The following is a 17,316-nucleotide window of genomic DNA, read 5'->3' on the forward strand; positions in this document are numbered from 1 at the left end:
GGCTGGTGAGGTGAGGTGAGGTGAGGTGGTGGGCGGTGTCGGGGAGGGGTGGCGGGGAGGGACGGGGTGGCGGTGGCGGGGGCGGAGGGGAGGGGAGGGGAGGGGAGGGGAGGGGAGGGGAGGGGAGGGGAGGGGAGGGGAGGGTGGGTTCCAGTCAGCGGTAGCGGCCGTCGGGGTCGAGCGCGCGCAGTGCCGCGAGCTCCTGCTCGGTGACGGGCTTCTCGGGCACGGTGCCGGTGGTCCGGGCGCTCCAGCTGGTGCGCGCGGCGACCACCTGCGCGGCCCGGGCCGCGACCTCCCGCGGGCTGTCGCCGACGGCGGCCGCGTCCTCGGACAGCCAGGTCGCGAGCCGGAACTCCTCCTGCGGGCTGTCGCGGACGAACCGGCCGAAGTCGCTGACCACGGCCTTCACCCGGTGGCCGGGGCTGGTGCGGTAGGCGACCCGGTCCACGTAGCGGCGCCGTGAGGAGGGGGCGATCACCACGCAGTCGGTGCTGGAGGCGATGTCGTTCGCGCCGCCTGACCCGGTCAGCCAGCGCCCGTCGCGGGAGACGCTGGTGTTGATCGTGCCGGTGCCGTCGATCTCGGCGGCGCCCAGCACCCCCAGGGCCCGCGGGTTGGCCGCGACCATGCCGCCGAGGATCTCCGGGATGCCGGCCAGCATCTCGCTGCCGTGGGCGTGCAGCAGGCTGAACAGGAACACGTCGCCCTGCTGCGGGGTGAAGCCGTACATGCCCAGCTCCGCCGTGACCTTCACCTCGTGGCCCGAGGCCCGCAGCAGGTCCGCGGCCAGCCAGGCCGCCATGTGCGAGGTCCCGATCCCGGCCAGCAGCGTGTCGTAGCCGTGCGCGCGGACCCGGTCGGCGACCTCCCGGGCCCCCAGGACGATCAGGCGCTCCTGACGGGTCGCCGGCTCCGGCGGCTCTGCCGGCTCCGGTGGTTCCGGCGGGGCGGCCGGCGCCCCGCGCACCTCGGGCGGATCGAGCAGCGCCGTGCCGGTGCGCCCGGTGGCGGCGGACCCCGCCGGCGCCGGCTCCGGTGCGCGGTGCGGCCCGAGTCTGGCGCGTTCGGCCAGCTCCGCCCGGTGCACCGCGTGCCAGCAGTGCTCCTCGAACCCGAAGCCCTGCGCCGGGTCCTGGGCCCGGCCCGCCGGCTCGGCCAGCGCGGCCAGGCGGTCGCGGCCCAGCCGGCGCAGGTAGCCGCTGTGCGAGCCGGCCCCGCTCACCCAGGTGCGGTACCAGTCGTGTCCCTGCCCGGGTCCCTGGCACGAGGCGACGATCTCCTCGAGGAAGGCGTAGTCGTCCAGGTACCCGGCCACCCCCGCCAGGCCGCCGGTGCGCAGCGCCTGCGGGTGGGCGCCCATGGGCGCCTCGCACAGGCCCAGGACCCGGGTGCCGGGGATCAGGACCCGGTCCGCGATCGCGCGCAGTTCCTCGCGGCCCACGATCCGTTCGACCGAGGCGACCACTCCGCGGTGCGCGGCGTAGGCCGCCCACGCCCCCTCGCCCAGCGGCGGCACCAGGGCCAGGTTCCCGTCCTCGTCGGCGGCCACCGCGTGGATCAGGGCGACGTCGGGGCGCAGCGGGGCCGCCAGGGTGACCTGGGCGTCGGGGTCGGCCGGGTCGGGCACCTGGAACAGGGTGTCCGGCTTGCCGGCGGCCAGGTCGGTCCCGGCCAGCGATCCGGTGGCCGCGTACGGGGCGCCGGTCGCGCCGGCGATCAGCCGCTGCACGTAGCTCAGCAGCGACCAGGCCTCGAACGCGAACGGCTCGCCCTGCGGCAGCCGCGCGTACAGCGGGTTGGGCCGCGGGGTGGGGTAGGTGTCGCCGGCGAAGCAGGCGATGACCTTGTCGGCGACGCCCGACAGGGCCAGTGCGTGCGCGCTGGAGTGGACGGCGGTCGTACTGACCGTCAGGTGCCCCCGGTCGCCGAAGACCCGGCACAGGGCGTAGGTCAGCGCGTTGGGCCGCGAGGGGGTGCCGGCCAGGTGGACGTGGTCGCCGGGGCGCACCAGGCGGCGCACCAGCGCGTCCGCGTCCACGGCGATCAGCGGCGCGCTCATGCCGCCGCCCCCAGGGCGACGACGGCGGTCTGGCTGCCGAACGCGAAGGACAGGGAGACCGCCAGGTCCAGCCCGGTGCGCCGGGCCCCCTCGAAGACGTGGTCGTGGTCGCACTCGGGGTCGGCGGAGGTGAGGTTGATGGTCGGCGCGAGCGTCTGGTGGTGCAGCATCAGGCTGGTCGCGGCGACGTTGATGATGCCCGCGATGCCGAACGTGTGGCCGTAGATGGGCTTGTTGGAGCTCATCGGCGGCAGCTTGCCGGCGCTGCGCTCCGGGTACAGGGCGCGCAGCGCCCTCGACTCGGCGATGTCGTTGTAGCGGGTGGCGGTGCCGTGGGCGCAGTAGTAGTCGACGTCGTCCACCGAGCGGCCGGCCTCGGCCAGGGCGTCCTCGACGACCGAGGCGGTGACCTTGCCGGTCAGGTCCATGGTGGTGGGGTGGGCCGCCTCGTTGAGGGAGGCGGCGGACAGGATCTCCGCGTACACCCGCGCGCCGCGCGCCCGCGCCGCGGACTCGCGCTCCAGGCACAGCACGACCGAGCCCTCGCCCAGGGCGAAGCCCTCGCGGTCGTTGCTGTAGGGGCGCACCGCCCGGGTGAAGTCCTCGCGCTCCGAGGAGATCACGCCGTGGCCCATCGCGCGGTAGCAGGCCGCGACCTCGGGCACGATCGGGAACTCGTGGCCGCCGACCAGCATCGCGTCGGCCGCGCCCGAGCGCAGTTCGCGCAGGGCCAGGCCGATCGCCTGGTGGCCGCCGACGCACGCGTTGCTGACGGTGGTGACCAGGCCCTGCGCGCCGTTGTAGATCGCCGACAGGGTGGCGGGGCAGCCGGCCAGGCCGCGGAACATGGCGCCCTTGTCGCCGAACGCCGCGGGGTCCGCGCCGGTGAGCACGTCGCGCCACCACGAGAGCGGTCCGCGGGAGGAGGACATGATGATGCCCAGCCGGCGCGGGTCCACCGCGCCGGCCCCCAGGCCCGCGTCGCGGCGCGCCTGGGCCACCGCCGACATCGCGATCAGGATCTCGCGGGAGTACTTCGCCGCGTGCGAGTCGGCCAGCTCGGGCAGGAACGGGCGGTGGTCGAAGCCGGATATCTCGGCCGCGGCGTACACCGGCAGGCCCGCCTCGGCGCCGTCGAACCGGGTGAGGCGGCCCACCTGCGAGCGGCCGCCGGAGATGTTGGACCAGAACTGGTCGACGGTCAGGGTGTTCGGGAGGACCACACCGATTCCCGTGACCACGATGCGCTCGGCACCCCGGTCCAGGAATGACGATGAGGAACTCATTCGGGTATTCCGCTCGGAATCGTTGCTCGTCATGGGGAAAACACTACAAACACCCGCCGGGAATTCCATGGGCCCATCGGTACCCGAATCCGCCCCCGCCCAGTACCCGCGGTACCGGATTCCCGGACCGGAAAAGGCGCCGAAAAGGCACGGGAAGGGCGGCGGGAAAGGCGCGGGAAGGCCGACGGGAAGGGGCGCGGGAAGGGCGTGGGAGGGGCGCGGGAGGGGGCGCGGAGAGGCCGGCGGGGAGGCCGACGGGAGGGGCGCGGGAAGGGGTGCGGGAAGGGCGCGGGGAGGGCGCGGGAAGGGGCGCGGGGAGGCCGGCGGGGAGGCCGACGGGAGGGGCGCGGGAAGGGGCGCGGGGAGGCCGGCGGGGAGGGTGGCGGAAACGACGGAGCCGGTCCCTCCGCGCCCACGGGCGGAGGGACCGGCTCACGGCTGCACGGCTCACCGCGGCTGGAAGCGCTTCAGCTCGCGCCGTGCCAGCGAGGCGCGGTGCACCTCGTCCGGGCCGTCCGCCAGGCGCAGGGTCCGCGCGTGCGCCCACAGCTGCGCCAGCGGGAAGTCCTGGGAGACCCCGGCGCCGCCGTGCGCCTGGATGGCCTTGTCCAGGACCCACTCCGCCATCGCCGGCACGGCGATCTTGATGGCCTGGATCTCGGTGTGCGCGCCCTTGTTGCCGACGGTGTCCATCAGCCAGGCGGTCTTGAGGACCAGCAGGCGTGCCTGCTCGATCCGCACGCGGGACTCGGCGATCCACTCGCGGACCACGCCCTGCTCCGACAGGGGCCCGCCGAACGCGGTCCGCCGCGTCACCCGCTCGCACATCAGCGCGAACGCCCGTTCGGCCATGCCGATCAGCCGCATGCAGTGGTGGATCCGGCCCGGCCCGAGCCTGGCCTGCGCGATCGCGAACCCGTCGCCCTCCCCGGCGACGATGTGCGACACCGGGACCCGCACGTCGGTGAACACCACCTCGCCGTGCCCGCCGTGCGCGCCGTCGGTGTACCCGAAGACCGTGACCCCGCGCTCCACCCGCACCCCGGGGGTGTCCCGCGGCACCAGCACCATCGACTGCCGGCGGTGGCGCGCCGCGTCCGGGTCCGTCCTGCCCATGACCACCAGCAGTTCGCACTCGGGCGCCATCGCCCCCGAGGACCACCACTTCCTGCCGTTGATCACGTACTCGTCGCCGTCGCGCTCGATGCGGGTGCCGATGTTGGCGGCGTCCGAGGAGGCGACCTGCGGCTCGGTCATGCAGAACGCCGACCGGATCGCGCCGTCCAAAAGCGGCTTGAGCCAGCGGTCCTGCTGCTCGGGGGTGCCGAACGCGGCCAGGACCTCCATGTTCCCGGTGTCCGGCGCCGCGCAGTTCACGGCCTCCGGGGCCAGGTGCGGGCTGTGGCCGGTCAGTTCGGCCAGCGGCGCGTACTGCAGGTTGGTCAACCCGGCGCCGAACTCCTCGCCGGGAAGGAACAGGTTCCACAGGCCCCGGCTCCGGGCCCGGGCCTTCAGGTCCTCCAGGACGGGGGGCCGGCCCCACGGGTCCCCGGCCCGGTGCTGGGCGGCGAAGACGGGTTCTGCGGGCAGGACGTGCTCGTCCAGGAACGCCCGCATCCGGGCCGAGAGCTCCTGGGTACGGGCGTCGTAGGCGAAGTCCATCGGGTCATCTCCAAATCAGGGGGCGGGCAGGGGCGGGCGGCCGCAGGGCCGCAGGGCCGTTGCGGGCGGCGGGGGTGGGCGGGGGCGACTCAGCGCAGGGCGTCCAGGACGGCATGGCCGCGTCCGACCAGCAGCGGCACCGCCCGCGCGAGGTCGGCGGACTCCTCGCCGACGGTCAGTCCCTGCACCGTGCGGCAGTGGATGCCCTCCAGGATCGCGGCGATCTTGTAGAAGGCGAACGCGACGTACCAGTCCAGGCCGTCCAGCGGCAGCGTGCTGCGCCGGGCGTAGCGGTCGACCAGCGCGGCCCGGTCCGGCCACCCGGGCAGCGCCCCGGGGGAGGGGACCGGGGAGCGTGCGATCCCCGCGAATCCGTCCCAGTACATGCACAGCATTCCCAGGTCGGACAGCGGGTCGCCGAGTGTGGACATCTCCCAGTCCAGCACCGCCGCGACCCGCCCCGCGGCTCCCGGTGCGAACAGCAGGTTGTCCAGCTTGTAGTCGCCGTGCACCAGCGAGGAGCCCGGCGGGCGCGGGCAGTTCGCGGCCAGGCGGTCGTTGAGCGCGTCGGCGCCGGGGACCTCGCGGGTGCGCGAGGCGTCCCACTGGCGGCGCCACCGCCGCACCTGGCGCTCCATGAAGCCCTCGGGCCGGCCGAAGCCGGCCAGGCCCACCGCGTCGGGGTCCACCGCGTGCAGTTCCGCCAGCGTGTCCACCACGGCGTGCGCGGTGGACAGCGCCGCGGCGCCGTCCAGCGGGGCCAGGTCGGCGTCGCTGCGGTAGGCCCCGCCCACCGCCAGCTCCATCACGTAGAACGGCGCGCCGAGCACCGAGGGGTCCTCGCACCGCCCGAAGGGGCGGGGCACCGGCACCGCGGTGGGCGCCAGCGCCGCCAGGACCCGGTACTCGCGGCCCATGTCGTGCGCCGTCGGCAGCACGTGGCCCAGGGGAGGCCGACGCAGCACCAGCTGCAGGTCCCCCCACCGCAGCCGGTAGGTCAGGTTCGAGCGCCCGCCCGCCAGCCGCTCCAGGCCGCCGAGCGGTCCGTGCGCCTGGGGCAGGGTGCGTTCCAGCCAGGCCGAGAGCCGCGCCGTGTCGACCCCCCGGGCCTGGAGCGGCGGTGCGCCGGTGTTCATGTGCCCTCCCGTTCGTCCTGGTTCCTCGCCCCGCGCGAAGGAGGTCCCGGACACCGGGTCGGCGTCCAGGACCTCGTGTGCCCGCTCAGTTGTCCGCGGTGAGCTTGCCGCCCGAGCCCCAGCTCTCCGGGCCGGTCTCCTGGATCCACACCTGCACGGAGTCGGCGGGGATCTTGTAGGCGTCGACGAAGGCGTCGGTGATCCGGGCCACCAGCTCGCGCTTCAGCTCGACGGTGCGGGGGCCCTGCTGCACGGTGACGATCGGCATGTCATCCTCCAGGAGAAAATATGTGGCGGCCCGGCGGAACAGTCCGTGATTTCCCGGCCGTCCGGAATGAATGCAACGCTACGGGCCCCGCCGGCCGCGGCCGAGGAAAATACCTCCCACGATCCTCCGGCTGCCACTGAAGAGACATCCGGCGCATGCCGGGAAACAGGCTCCGCGTACGACCTCCGCGATATCGGCGTGCCTTCTCGGGAGTACTTTCCGCCGCGAGCGGCCCGGCCCTGCGTAGAGTCCGGGCCACGCCCCGACCCGTACCCCGCCCCCAAAAAGGGGCGCAGGGGCGCATCCGCCCCACCCCCACCCACAGGAGGACAGCAGATGCCCGCCAGCGAGCAGCGAGTCGCCATCGTCACCGGAGGAGCCCGCGGCATCGGCGCGGCCACCGCCCTGCGCCTGGCCGCCGACGGCCACGCCGTCGCGGTCGTCGACCTCGACCGGGGGGCCGCCGCCGCCACCGCGCGGCAGATCACCGCCGCCGGCGGCCGCGCCCTGGCCGTCGGCGCGGACGTCGCCGACGAAGCACAGGTCGCCGCAGCGGTCGCCCGGGTCGAGGAGGAGCTGGGCGCGCCCACGATCCTGGTCAACAACGCCGGCGTCCTGCGCGACAACCTGCTGTTCAAGATGAGCAGCCTCGACTGGGACACCGTCATGGGGGTGCACCTGCGCGGCGCGTTCCTGATGGCACGCGAAGTCCAGCGCCACATGGTGGCCGCCGGCTTCGGACGCATCGTCAACCTCTCCAGCTCCTCCGCGCTGGGCAACCGCGGCCAGGCCAACTACGCCGCCGCCAAGTCCGGGCTCCAGGGCTTCACCAAGACCCTCGCCCTGGAACTCGGCAAGTTCGGCGTGACCGTGAACGCCGTCGCCCCCGGCTTCATCGCCACCGACATGACCGCCGCCACCGCGGCCCGCACGGGCGTCGCCTTCGAGGAGTTCAAGGCCCGCGCCGCCGCCTCCGTCCCGGTCCGGCGCGTCGGCGCCCCCGAGGACGTCGCCGACGCCATCGCCTACTTCACCGGCCCCCGCGCGGGATTCGTCTCCGGACAGGTCCTGTACGTGGCCGGCGGCCCGCTCGGCTGACCCCCGCCCCGCAGACCCGCTGCCGCAGAAGGGCACACCCATGGCACCGACCCGACGCTTCACCACCCCGCAGGACCTGCGCGCCGCCCTGGGCCAGACCCTCGGCCCCACCGACTGGACCGTGATCGACCAGGCCCGGATCGACCGGTTCGCCCGAGCCACCGGCGACCACCAGTGGATCCACACCGACCCGCGGCGCGCGGCGGCCCGCCCGTTCGGCACCACCGTCGCCCACGGCTGGCTCACCCTGTCGCTGCTGCCCGCCTTCGAAGCCCAGCTCCTGGAGGTCGGCGGCGCCGTCATGGGCGTCAACTACGGCGCCGACCGGGTCCGCTTCCCCGCGCCCGTCCCCTGCGGGTCCAGACTGCGCGCCACGGCCGTCGTCGCCGAGGTGCGCGATGTCGCCGGCGGCGTCCAGGTCGTCCTCGCCGTCGAGATCGAGAGCGACGGCGGCGGCAAGCCCGTGTGCGTGGCCGAAGTGGTCAGCCGCTACTACACGGGCGACTGACCGCGCACACGGCACCCGCGGCCGCCGGGCGCCCCACCGGGCCGCAGAACAGGGCGCAGAGCCGCCCCACGCCCGGCCGGGGGGTGGCGGGAGAGGCTGGCCAGCGGCGCTCCGGCCCGCTGATGACCGCTTCCCGGACCCGGGGAGGCATCGTGAACAGTCGGGCGGGACCGGCCGAAACCGGCGCACGCAGCGTCAGCGGTATTCGGCGGCGGCCCGGTGAGGTGTTGAGGTCGCCGTGCCCGTTCTGCGGGGCCACGGTCGCGGCGGCCGCACAGTTCCACGTCCCCCTGCGCCGGCCGCGGAGGGCGCCCGGGCCCGCCTGCCAGGTGGTTGTCGACTCCCGGCACCCCGACCGGTCCCCGGGGGCGGCGCTCGGGGCTCGGGGGTTCCGGCGCCAGGACGCCGGGGGCCCCGACGCAGCGCGCTCCGCCTTCCCGGCGGCACTGGACTGCGGCCACGACGTGCACGCCAGGCGCGCGGAGCAGTGTGATCAGCCGGGAGCAGCGGCCCGGAACGGGCGCGAGGACCGGCAGGAAGACAAGCGCCGCGAAGGCGCGGGAGCGCGACTCCGTGGCGAACTCCCGGCCCGCGGAGCCGAAGGGTCGTCAGGAGCCGTGCCCGCCCGCGCCTGTGGTCGACCGGCCGGGTCCGGGGCGCGGGTGCGCCGATCCGCGCCGGGAGGGCCCCCGGGGGCGCGGGTGCGCCGGCCCCGAGGCCCTCCCGGGGGGTCAGGCCCGTGCCGGCCCGGCCGCCGGCACGCGTTCCACGGACGGCACGGACGGCAGGGGGAGGAGGGAGGGGAGGGGGAGGGTCACCAGGCGCCAGCACAGCTTGCGCAGGCGCAGACCCGCCGGAGGCGCCTTCATCGCGGGTCAGATCCCCCCGCCGGTGGCGATCAGGCCACCGTCGACGGTAATCGTCTGGCCGGTGATCCAGGAGGCGTCCTGGGAGGCCAGGAAGGCCGTGGCCGCGGCGATGTCCTCGGGCGTGCCCAGGCGCGCCATCGCGTAGCCGGCCGCGACCTCGTCCTCGCGGCCCTCGTACAGCTTGGCCGCGAACCGGGTCTGGACGACGGCCGGGGCCACGGCGTTGATGCGGATCTGCGGCCCGATCTCCTGGGCGAGCTGCCTGGTCAGGTGGATCACCGCCGCCTTGCTCGCGCCGTACACGCCGATGCCGGCGGCCGGGCGCTGGCCCGCCACGGCGGTGATGTTGACCACGGCGCCGCCGTTGGCGCCGAACCACGCGTCGCGGGCGTGCCGCAGCCAGCCCAGCGCCGCGAGGACGTTGACTTCGAAGACCTTGCGGACCGCGGACTCCTCGATGTCCAGGACCGGGCCGAAGGCGGGGTTGATGCCGGTGTTGTTGACCAGGACGTCCAGCTGCCCGAAGGCGTCGATGGCCCGGGCGACGGCGTCGGCCTGGTGGGCCGGGTCGTCCGCGCGGCCGGCCACGGCGATGGCGTACTCGGGGCCGCCCAGCTCGGCCACGGCCGTCGCCAGCGGCCCGGGGGTGCGGGCGGTGAGGCACACGCGGGCGCCTTCGGCCACGAGCCGTTCCGCGACGGCCAGGCCGATGCCGCGGCTCGCGCCGGTGATCAGGGCCACCTTGCCGTGGAAACGACCGGGGTTGGTGAACACGACGTTGTTCCTCCATGGGTGCGGGCCGGTGCCGGACGGCGCCGGTGCGCCGGTGCGCCCCGGGGTCGGGCGAACCGGAAGCGGGAGAACCGTCCGGCGGCGGCCCCAGGGGGAGGCCGCCGCCGGACAGGTGCCGGACGGATGTGTGGGGGGCCGCCCGGCCCTTTGTTCTGCTGTCGATCCTAGGAATCGAGAACCCCCGTGTTAATTCCTCTTCGGAGGTGTCCTGCTGCCGCTTGCGGGGTGCCGCCTGCTACTTAAGGAACACCGGCGCCGACGGGTGCGCGAAGCGTCCCGGCGGTGCCGAGGAGTTCCTTCCGATTGGACATCCCGAGCTTGTGGAGAACGCTGCTCACGTGATTCTTCACGGTCTGCCTGGCCAGGTGGAGCTCCGCCGCTATCTCCTCGTTGGAGAAACGGCCCAGGAGAAGTCCCAGGATTTCCTGCTCGCGGGAGGTCATGCCCCGCAGGCGGTCGCGGTCCGCCGGCAGACCCGGGCCGCCCGGACCGCCCGGACCGCCCGGGCCGTCCGGGCCCTGCGGGCTGTGCTCGCGCAGGTACCACACCGGGCGGCCGACGGCGACGGTCTCCACCGCCCGCACCAGCCGCTCGGGCGATGCGGACCGGTGGACCAGGGCGTCGGCGCCGCCCGCCAGGCACGCGGCCACCACCGCCGGATCGTCCGCGCCGGTGAACACCAGCACGGACGGCGGTACGGCCAGGCGTTTGACCTGGCGGCACAGGCGCACGCCGTCGCCGCGGCCGACCAGGTCCACGTCCGTGATCAGCATGGACGCGTCCAGGCGGCGCACCTGGTCCAGGGCGGCCCGGGGCGAGGCCGCCTCGGCGGTCTCGTCCGCCGCCCCCGAGCGCCGCAGCAGGGCCGCGATCGCCGCCCGGGAGATCGGGAAGGGGTCGGCCACCACCACCGCACGGCGCCGAGAGAGCGAGGGGGCCGCCAGAAGATCAGCCATGTCCGCTTCCTTTCGCTGGTCCTCCGCGGGGATTCCCCGGGGAGGTGGAACGGATAGCAGCTCCTTCAGGAGATATCCGACCCGACGCTATCCCCCCGGATCCGCGCCGGAGCGCATTCTGCTCCCAGCGGGCCGGCGACCGCACCGGAAGAAGTCCGCGGAATGCCCCGCAAGTAATGCAGCGGCACTGCTCCCACGCCCCCGGAAGTAGCAGGCGGAGTACTTCCATGCACCCTTCCCCGGCTCCTTTCGGAAAGGTTCCGGGCGCAGCGGCGGGAAGTCGGCCTAGCGTTGCCGCCTGACGGACGACCTTACGGAGCACCGATGACGACCTCAGCCCAGCTCTCACCCCCGACGACCGACCGGCAGGACCCGCCTCCTGCCGCGCCGTCCCCGATCCCGGGCCCCGCCGGCGACCCGGCCCGCGAACTCGAACAGTCGATCCGGCGCACCGCCCCGTCCATGCACGAGCGCCTGGTCGAACTGGCCGACCTCCAGCAGGCCCTGCGCCGCGGCCCCGACCCGGCGGCCACCGAGCGCCAGCACGCCCGCGGCAAGCGCACCGTGCGCGAGCGCATCGACCTGCTGCTGGACCAGGGCTCCTTCACCGAGGTGGAGGGACTGCGCCGGCACCGGGCCACCGGCTTCGGCCTGGAACGCAAAAGGCCCCACGGGGACGGCGTGGTCACCGGCTGGGGAACGGTCAACGGCCGCCAGGTCTTCGTCTACGGGCACGACTTCCGCATCTTCGGCGGCGCCCTCGGCGAGGCCCACGCCCAGAAGATCCACAAGATCATGGACCTGGCCGAAGCGGCCGGAGCCCCCCTGGTCGCGCTGTGCGACGGCGCCGGCGCCCGCATCCAGGAAGGCGTCACCGCGCTGGCCGGCTACGGCGGCATCTTCACCCGCAACGTGCGGATGTCCGGAGTGGTCCCGCAGATCAGCGTGATCCTGGGACCGTGCGCCGGCGGCGCGGCCTACTCCCCGGCCCTGACCGACTTCGTCTTCATGGTGCGCGGCACCGCGCAGATGTACATCACCGGACCGGACGTGGTCCAGGCCGTCACCGGCGAACGCGTCACCCACGAGCAGCTGGGAGGGGCCGACGTGCACGCCTCGCTCTCCGGGGTCTGCACCTTCCTGCACGACGACGAGCAGACGTGCCTGGAGGACGTCCGCTACCTGCTGGACCTGCTGCCCTCGAACAACCGCGAACTGCCCCCCGGCGGCGACGGGGCCCACGACAGCCGCAGCCAGGACGCCCCGCCCGCCGACGCGCTGGTCAACCTCGTGCCGGCCGACCCCCACCAGGCCTACGACATGCGGGCGGTCGTCAAGGAGATCGTCGACGACGCCGAGTACCTGGAACTGCACGAACGCTGGGCACCCAACATCGTCTGCGCCCTGGCCCGGCTCGGCGGCCAGGTCGTGGGCATCGTCGCCAACCAGCCCATGGCGGGAGCCGGGGCGCTGGACATCGACGCCTCGGAGAAGGGGGCCCGCTTCGTGCAGATGTGCGACTCCTTCAACATCCCGCTGGTCACCCTGGTCGACGTCCCCGGCTTCCTGCCCGGCACCGACCAGGAACACGACGGCATCATCCGCCGCGGCGCCAAACTCCTCTACGCCTACTGCAACGCCACCGTGCCCCGCGTCCAGGTGATCCTGCGCAAGGCCTACGGCGGCGCCTACATCGTCATGGACTCCCGCTCCATCGGCTGCGACCTGTCCTTCGCCTGGCCCACCAACGAGATCGCCGTCATGGGCGCCGAAGCCGCCGCCAACGTCGTCTTCCGCCGCGAGATCGCCCGGTCGCCCGACCCGCGGCAGACCCGCGCCGAACGCGTGGCCGAATACCAGGACCAGCTGATGCACCCCTACTACGCGGCCGAACGCGGCCTGGTCGACGACGTCATCGACCCGCGCCGCACCCGGCAGGTCCTCATCCGCTCGCTGCGGATGCTCCGCGCCAAGCACGCCCCCCTGCCCCAGCGCAAACACGGGAACCAGCCGGCATGACCACCGACCCCGACACCCACCCCACCACCCCGCCGACCACCCCCGGGGCCGTCCGCGTGGTCCGCGGCAACCCCGCCCCCGACGAGTTGGCCGCCCTGCTGGCCGTCCTGCACGCCGTCACCGCCCGCAGCACCCCCGCCCCCTCCCGCGAGCAGCGCCGGCCCCGGGCGCCGTGGGCGCTGGGCGCGGCCCGCCCGGGCGCCGGCACCTGGCGCACCGAGCCGCCCGCCCCGGCCGCCGTCCGCCGCTCCACCGCCACCACGACGAGCCGGTAGGCGTACCGGCGCACGCGAAGGAGAGCCACCGTGAACACCTCCTATGCGAGACCGGCCCCCGGACAGCGCCGGCACCGACTCGAAGCACTGCGCCAGCACGCGGACGACCTGGCCGACCTGGCCGCCAGGCTCCACGACCTGGTCCCCGCCGACGAAGCCGCCGGGCCCGGCCCCGACCAGGCCCAGACCCTGGTCGCCCGGCTGCTGCACCGCGCGAACCACACCACCGTGACCGTACGGGCCTCGAACGCGGCCGCCGCCGGCGGCGCCGAGCCCGCCCTCCTCGCCGGGCTCCACACGCGCCTGCTGCTGCGGCACGCGGACGTGAGGCTGCTGTTCCCCTCGGGCCTGCTGGGCGACGAGGACGCCATGGCCCGTCTGCAGCAGCTCGCCGACCACGGCGCACAGGTCCGGCTGTCCCCCTGCGACCTGCCGACCATGGCCGTCTACGACAACACCGCGGCCGTCCTCGCCGCCGGCGAGGACCTCACCATCGTCCTGGGCACCGGCCCGGTCCGCGCCCTGAAAATGCTCCACGCCGCGGTGTGGAACCAGGCCGTGGACCTCACCGCCCTGGCCCAGGCCCGCATCGACTGGAGCGAGGAGGACAACATGGCCCGCACCCTGCGCACCCTGGGCCAGGGCTACACCGACGCGAGGGCCTCGCGCGAGCTGGGCATGTCGGTGCGCACCTACCGCCGCTACGTCGCCGAACTGATGAACCGCCTGCAGGCCACCTCCCGCTTCCAGGCCGGGGTCCGCGCCTCGCGGTCCGGCCTGGCCGATCCGCCCTGACCGCCCGCGGGGAACACCGCCCGGCCCCGGCCGGGGCCGGCCGCCGAGCAGCGCCCCACGCCCCGGCCGGGGCACCCGCACCCGCACCCGCGACCGCGGCCGCGGCCGCGGCCGTGGCCGGTCAGCGGTCAGCGGCCCCGCGCAGCAGCGCCCGGTCGGTCAGCGGCCGGGCGGCGCCGGTGTAGGCCGTCGGGTCCAGCAACCCCTCCAACCGCCGCGCGTCCACAGCGCCGCCCGCCCCGGGGTCGCGGGCCAGCAGTTCGCCGACCGTGGCGCCCTGGCTGTGCGCTTCGAGCGACACCCGGGTGAGCAGGGCCCTGGCCGGACCGCGGCCCAGGTGCTGCGCCAGGTGCGCGGCCACCCGCTCGCTCGCCACCTGCCCCGCGGTCAGGTCCAGGTTGGCGCGCATCCTGCGCGGGTGCACGGCCAGACCCGCGGCCAGCTCGGCCGCGGCCCGGGCCGCGCCGCCGGTCAGCCGCAGCGCCTCGCGCAGCGGCTGCCACTCCGCGTGCCAGGCGCCGGCGGACCGCTCGTCCTCCGCGATCAGGCACTGCGTCAGACCGGCCGCCAGGTGCGGCACCTGCAGGGCCGCGGAGCGCATCAGCGTCGCCAGCACCGGGTTCTGCTTGTGCGGCATCGCCGAGGACACCCCGCGCCCCGCGGGAGCGGGTTCGGCCACCTCACCGGTCTCGGTCCGCGCCAGCAGCTGCACGTCCACGGCGACCTTGCCCAGCGCCGCCGCCGCGAACCCCAGCGCCTGCGCCAGGTCGGCGATCGGCGTGCGCAGCACGTGCCACGGCAGGAGCGGCACCGCGAGACCGGTCTCCTCGGCGAACACCTCGACCAGCCGCCGGGGGTAGTCCTCGTCGGCGTCCGCGTCCAGGCGGCCGTACTCCAGGTACCCGGCCAGGGTTCCGGCGGCGCCGCCGAGCGCGACCGGCAGGCCCGACCCCAGTACCGCGGCCAGCCGGTCGCGTGCGTCCAGCACCAGGTGCCGCCAGCCGGCGGCCTTGAGCCCGAACGTGGTCGGCACGGCCTGCACCGCCACAGTCCGCCCCGCCATCGCGGTGTCGCGGTGCCGGCGCGCCAGCGCCCCCAGCGCGTCGGCGGCGCGGCCCAGGTCGGCCACGATCAGCGTCAGGGCCCGTCGAGCGACCAGCATGGCAGAATGTCCTGGCTGGTGGAGCCGCGGTGCACATAGGCGGCGGCGGCCGGGTCGACCGCCGCCACCACGGCCGTGAACGCCGCGACGAGCGCCACCACGGGATTGGCCGTCTCGCGTGCGGCCACGGCGACCGCCCGCACGTCCACGGCGCACGCACCCGCCAGACGCGTGATCAACTGCGCTGCCCCGGGCGGTACCGTGCCCAGCCTGGCCTGCGCCCGCACCAGTGCGGCCTCCGCCTCCAGCATCGCCCGCAGCCACGCGGCGTCGCCCACCGCGCGCTCCACCTCGGTGCCGGCCCGCACCGGGGACAGCAGGCCCACATCGGCCCCGGCCGCCGCGAACACCTCCCCGCTCACGCGCCGACCCCCGCCAGCCGACCGGCCGCCGGGGCCGGGTCGCGCACCGCGGCCGGCGCCAGCGCCAGTACGGCCCGCGCGATGGCATCGGAGTCGCCCAGGGTCACGGAGTTCACTCCCGGCCGGATACCCGCGGCCGTGACCCAGTGCACCGCCTCGGTGGGCACACCGTAGGCGAAACGCCGCGGATGGGCGACGCCCCGGGCATCGAGCACCCGGTAGGGGCGCTCGCTCACCGCGAGCCCGCCGGTCTCGTACCGGCCGCCGCCCGCGCCCGCGATCCGGTGCGTGCGGCACTGGCCGGTGCCCAGCAGCCGGTGCAGCAGCGGATCGGCGGTGCGTCGCAGATCCGGCTCGGGCAGCCGGGCCTCGATCAGGACCCGGGCCCGCACCGGCGGCCCCGGCACCGCGCACACCGCCCGGAACCCGCCCCCCGCAGGATCGGGCTCCACCCGCATGTCCGGCCCCATCACCTCCAGGACACCCGCCTCGATCAGCGCGACCATCTCCTCGATCCGCGAGGCCGGCGGCCCGATCGACAAGAACGCGTTCAGCGGCGTGTACCAGCCGTCCAGGTCCTCGCGGTGCGAATCGCCGTGCAGGCCGCCGTGGTCCACCGCCAGCCGGATCTCGTTGCGCAGGTCCCGCAGCACGTCCAGGGCCGCCTTCACCGGTCCGCTGACGTTGCCCTGCCGGGCGCGGTCCACGTCCTGGCGCAGGTAGTCCAGCAGCCAGGCACGGAAAGCGGCCCGGTCCGCGAAGCGGCGCCCGGCGCCGGGCCGGGCCACACGCTCCCAGTCCCAGTGCTCCTCCCGCGGGATCGCGTACCGGGCCAGGACCTGCCCCGCCCGGCCCCCGGCGGCCAGGTAGGCGCGCTCGAAGCCCTCGCGCTCCCCGCCGCGGCCCCGCTCGGCCAGCCACGCCCCGTAGTAGACGCCCTCCACCTCCGCCGCGATCAACGGCCACAGCTGCCGGCGGAAGTCCAGCCCCCCGCCGCCGGCCGAGGCGCCGCGCAGGCGCAGCGCGAGCTGCTCGGTCAGCAGCCGCGGCACGTGGCGCCCGTGCGCGCCCTTCTCGTTGTCCCCGCGCGCCTGGTAGGGCACCCCGCGCCGCGATCCGGCGTGCAGCCGCGGCTCACGCCCGCTCGCCCGGTACCGCAGCCGCCCCCGGGGCCCGCGCTCCAGCACACCGCCGCGACCGACCGTCAGCAGCGCCATGTGGTCGAAGAAGTTCAGCCCCAGACCGCGCAGCAGCACCCGCTCCCCGGGAGCGATGCGCGACAGGTCCAGATCGGCCGGATTGCCCGGCCGCACGTACAGCAGCCGCTGCTCCTGGGCGAACCGGGACAGGCGCCGCTCCTGCGCGGACGGACGGACGGGGACATGGCCCTGGGCGATGACCACCGCGTCCAGGTCCCTGAGCGCGGTCCCGTCCTCCAGCATGACCTGCTGCGCGCCCCCGGGACCGAGGCTGTCGTCCAGGGCGACCGCGCGGCACCGGTGCACGTGGACCCTCACGTGGGCGGGCGCCCGCGCGACGACCCGCTCGAAGGCGTCCTGCAGGTAGCGCCCGTACAGGGCCCGGGTGGGGTAGGAGTCCGGCGCCAGCGCACCGGCCTCGCGCAGTTCGCACGCCTCGACGGCGGGGGCCGGTCCGCGGGCGCCGGCGGCGGCCAGCGCCCGCGCCCACTCGTACAGGCTGGGACCGGGTTCGATCGGCCCCTCGATGTCGACGCTGTCGTCGGTGAACACGGTCACCTGCGAGGCGACGGTGTTCATCAGCAGCTGACGGGACTGGTCGGTGCGCCACACGCGGCCGGCGCCGGGCCGGTGCGGGTCGACCACGTGCACGGTCACCTCCGCGGGGCAGGGGTGGACGCGCGCGTTCGCGCACAGGCGTTCCAGGACGGACAGGCCCCTGGGGCCGGCCCCGACGATGCAGACCGCGAGCCTGCTGGGCATGGGGGTACCTCCGATAGCGGGCGGCGTCCGGCGGCGCACCGGCCGTGGCCGGCCGTGCGCCGGAACCGGCGCGGGGACGAAGAAGCGGGGACGAAGAAGCGGGGA

Annotated in this window: 13 protein-coding genes and 1 pseudogene; 5 read left to right on the top strand and 9 right to left on the bottom strand. The window is 75.2% G+C overall.

From position 1 onward, the window contains the following. Positions 1-154 precede the first annotated feature (154 nt). The 5 genes from BS75_RS51810 to dmpI all read right to left on the bottom strand — a co-directional run bounded on the left by BS75_RS51810 (position 155) and on the right by dmpI (position 6,414). Positions 155-2,062, bottom strand: coding sequence for a CoA-transferase (locus tag BS75_RS51810; RefSeq protein WP_034092065.1), 1,908 nt, complete (start codon positions 2,060-2,062; stop codon positions 155-157). Then, positions 2,059-3,348 carry a beta-ketoacyl-[acyl-carrier-protein] synthase family protein gene (locus BS75_RS42690; protein WP_042440575.1) on the bottom strand — a complete coding sequence of 430 codons (1,290 nt, stop codon included), beginning with the start codon at positions 3,346-3,348 and terminating at the stop codon, positions 2,059-2,061. Before BS75_RS42690 ends, BS75_RS51810 begins: the two co-directional genes overlap by 4 nt. A 447-nt stretch (positions 3,349-3,795) precedes the next feature. Next, positions 3,796-5,010 (bottom strand): acyl-CoA dehydrogenase family protein, encoded by a 1,215-nt coding sequence (locus BS75_RS42695; RefSeq protein ID WP_034092066.1) that lies wholly within the window; start codon positions 5,008-5,010, stop codon positions 3,796-3,798. 89 nt (positions 5,011-5,099) lie between these two features. Next, the gene (locus tag BS75_RS42700; protein ID WP_034092067.1) at positions 5,100-6,146 is read right to left on the bottom strand and encodes a phosphotransferase family protein; all 1,047 of its coding nucleotides are present in this window, start codon (positions 6,144-6,146) and stop codon (positions 5,100-5,102) included. An 85-nt stretch (positions 6,147-6,231) separates the two neighbouring features. Then, positions 6,232-6,414, bottom strand: a complete 183-nt coding sequence (gene dmpI, locus BS75_RS42705; protein WP_034092068.1) for a 4-oxalocrotonate tautomerase DmpI — start codon at positions 6,412-6,414, stop codon at positions 6,232-6,234. A 336-nt stretch (positions 6,415-6,750) separates the two neighbouring features. On the opposite strand from dmpI, the gene fabG reads away from it, so the two are divergent. Further along, positions 6,751-7,512 carry a 3-oxoacyl-ACP reductase FabG gene (gene fabG, locus BS75_RS42710; RefSeq protein WP_034092069.1) on the top strand — a complete coding sequence of 254 codons (762 nt, stop codon included), beginning with the start codon at positions 6,751-6,753 and terminating at the stop codon, positions 7,510-7,512. Between the two features lie 40 nt (positions 7,513-7,552). Further along, the gene (locus BS75_RS42715; protein WP_034092070.1) at positions 7,553-8,020 is read left to right on the top strand and encodes a MaoC family dehydratase; all 468 of its coding nucleotides are present in this window, start codon (positions 7,553-7,555) and stop codon (positions 8,018-8,020) included. Positions 8,021-8,895: 875 nt separating this feature from the next. Here BS75_RS42715 and BS75_RS42720 read toward each other — a convergent pair. Further along, positions 8,896-9,663, bottom strand: coding sequence for an SDR family oxidoreductase (locus BS75_RS42720; RefSeq protein ID WP_034092071.1), 768 nt, complete (start codon positions 9,661-9,663; stop codon positions 8,896-8,898). Between the two features lie 257 nt (positions 9,664-9,920). After that, on the bottom strand, positions 9,921-10,637 hold the full coding sequence (locus BS75_RS42725) for a response regulator transcription factor (protein WP_052070494.1): 717 nt from the start codon (positions 10,635-10,637) through the stop codon (positions 9,921-9,923). A 462-nt stretch (positions 10,638-11,099) separates the two neighbouring features. On the opposite strand from BS75_RS42725, the gene BS75_RS42730 reads away from it, so the two are divergent. The 3 genes from BS75_RS42730 to BS75_RS42740 are packed head-to-tail and all read left to right on the top strand — an operon-like array spanning position 11,100 to position 13,726. After that, positions 11,100-12,656: an acyl-CoA carboxylase subunit beta gene (locus BS75_RS42730; RefSeq protein ID WP_042440581.1), complete on the top strand. Its 1,557-nt coding sequence runs from the start codon at positions 11,100-11,102 to the stop codon at positions 12,654-12,656. Next, the gene (locus BS75_RS42735; protein WP_034092072.1) at positions 12,653-12,931 is read left to right on the top strand and encodes an acyl-CoA carboxylase epsilon subunit; all 279 of its coding nucleotides are present in this window, start codon (positions 12,653-12,655) and stop codon (positions 12,929-12,931) included. Before BS75_RS42730 ends, BS75_RS42735 begins: the two co-directional genes overlap by 4 nt. Before the next feature lie 30 nt (positions 12,932-12,961). Continuing rightward, the gene (locus BS75_RS42740; protein ID WP_034094924.1) at positions 12,962-13,726 is read left to right on the top strand and encodes a hypothetical protein; all 765 of its coding nucleotides are present in this window, start codon (positions 12,962-12,964) and stop codon (positions 13,724-13,726) included. 121 nt (positions 13,727-13,847) lie between these two features. On the opposite strand, the pseudogene BS75_RS43775 reads toward BS75_RS42740, so the two are convergent. Next, a pseudogene (locus BS75_RS43775) lies at positions 13,848-15,139 on the bottom strand (lyase family protein). A 107-nt stretch (positions 15,140-15,246) separates the two neighbouring features. Next, a complete protein-coding gene (locus BS75_RS42750; RefSeq protein WP_034092073.1) occupies positions 15,247-17,211 on the bottom strand; it encodes an FAD/NAD(P)-binding protein in 1,965 nt (654 codons plus the stop codon). Positions 17,212-17,316 lie beyond the last annotated feature (105 nt).

The organism is Streptacidiphilus albus JL83, assembly GCF_000744705.1.
GTDB classification, from domain to species: domain Bacteria; phylum Actinomycetota; class Actinomycetes; order Streptomycetales; family Streptomycetaceae; genus Streptacidiphilus; species Streptacidiphilus albus.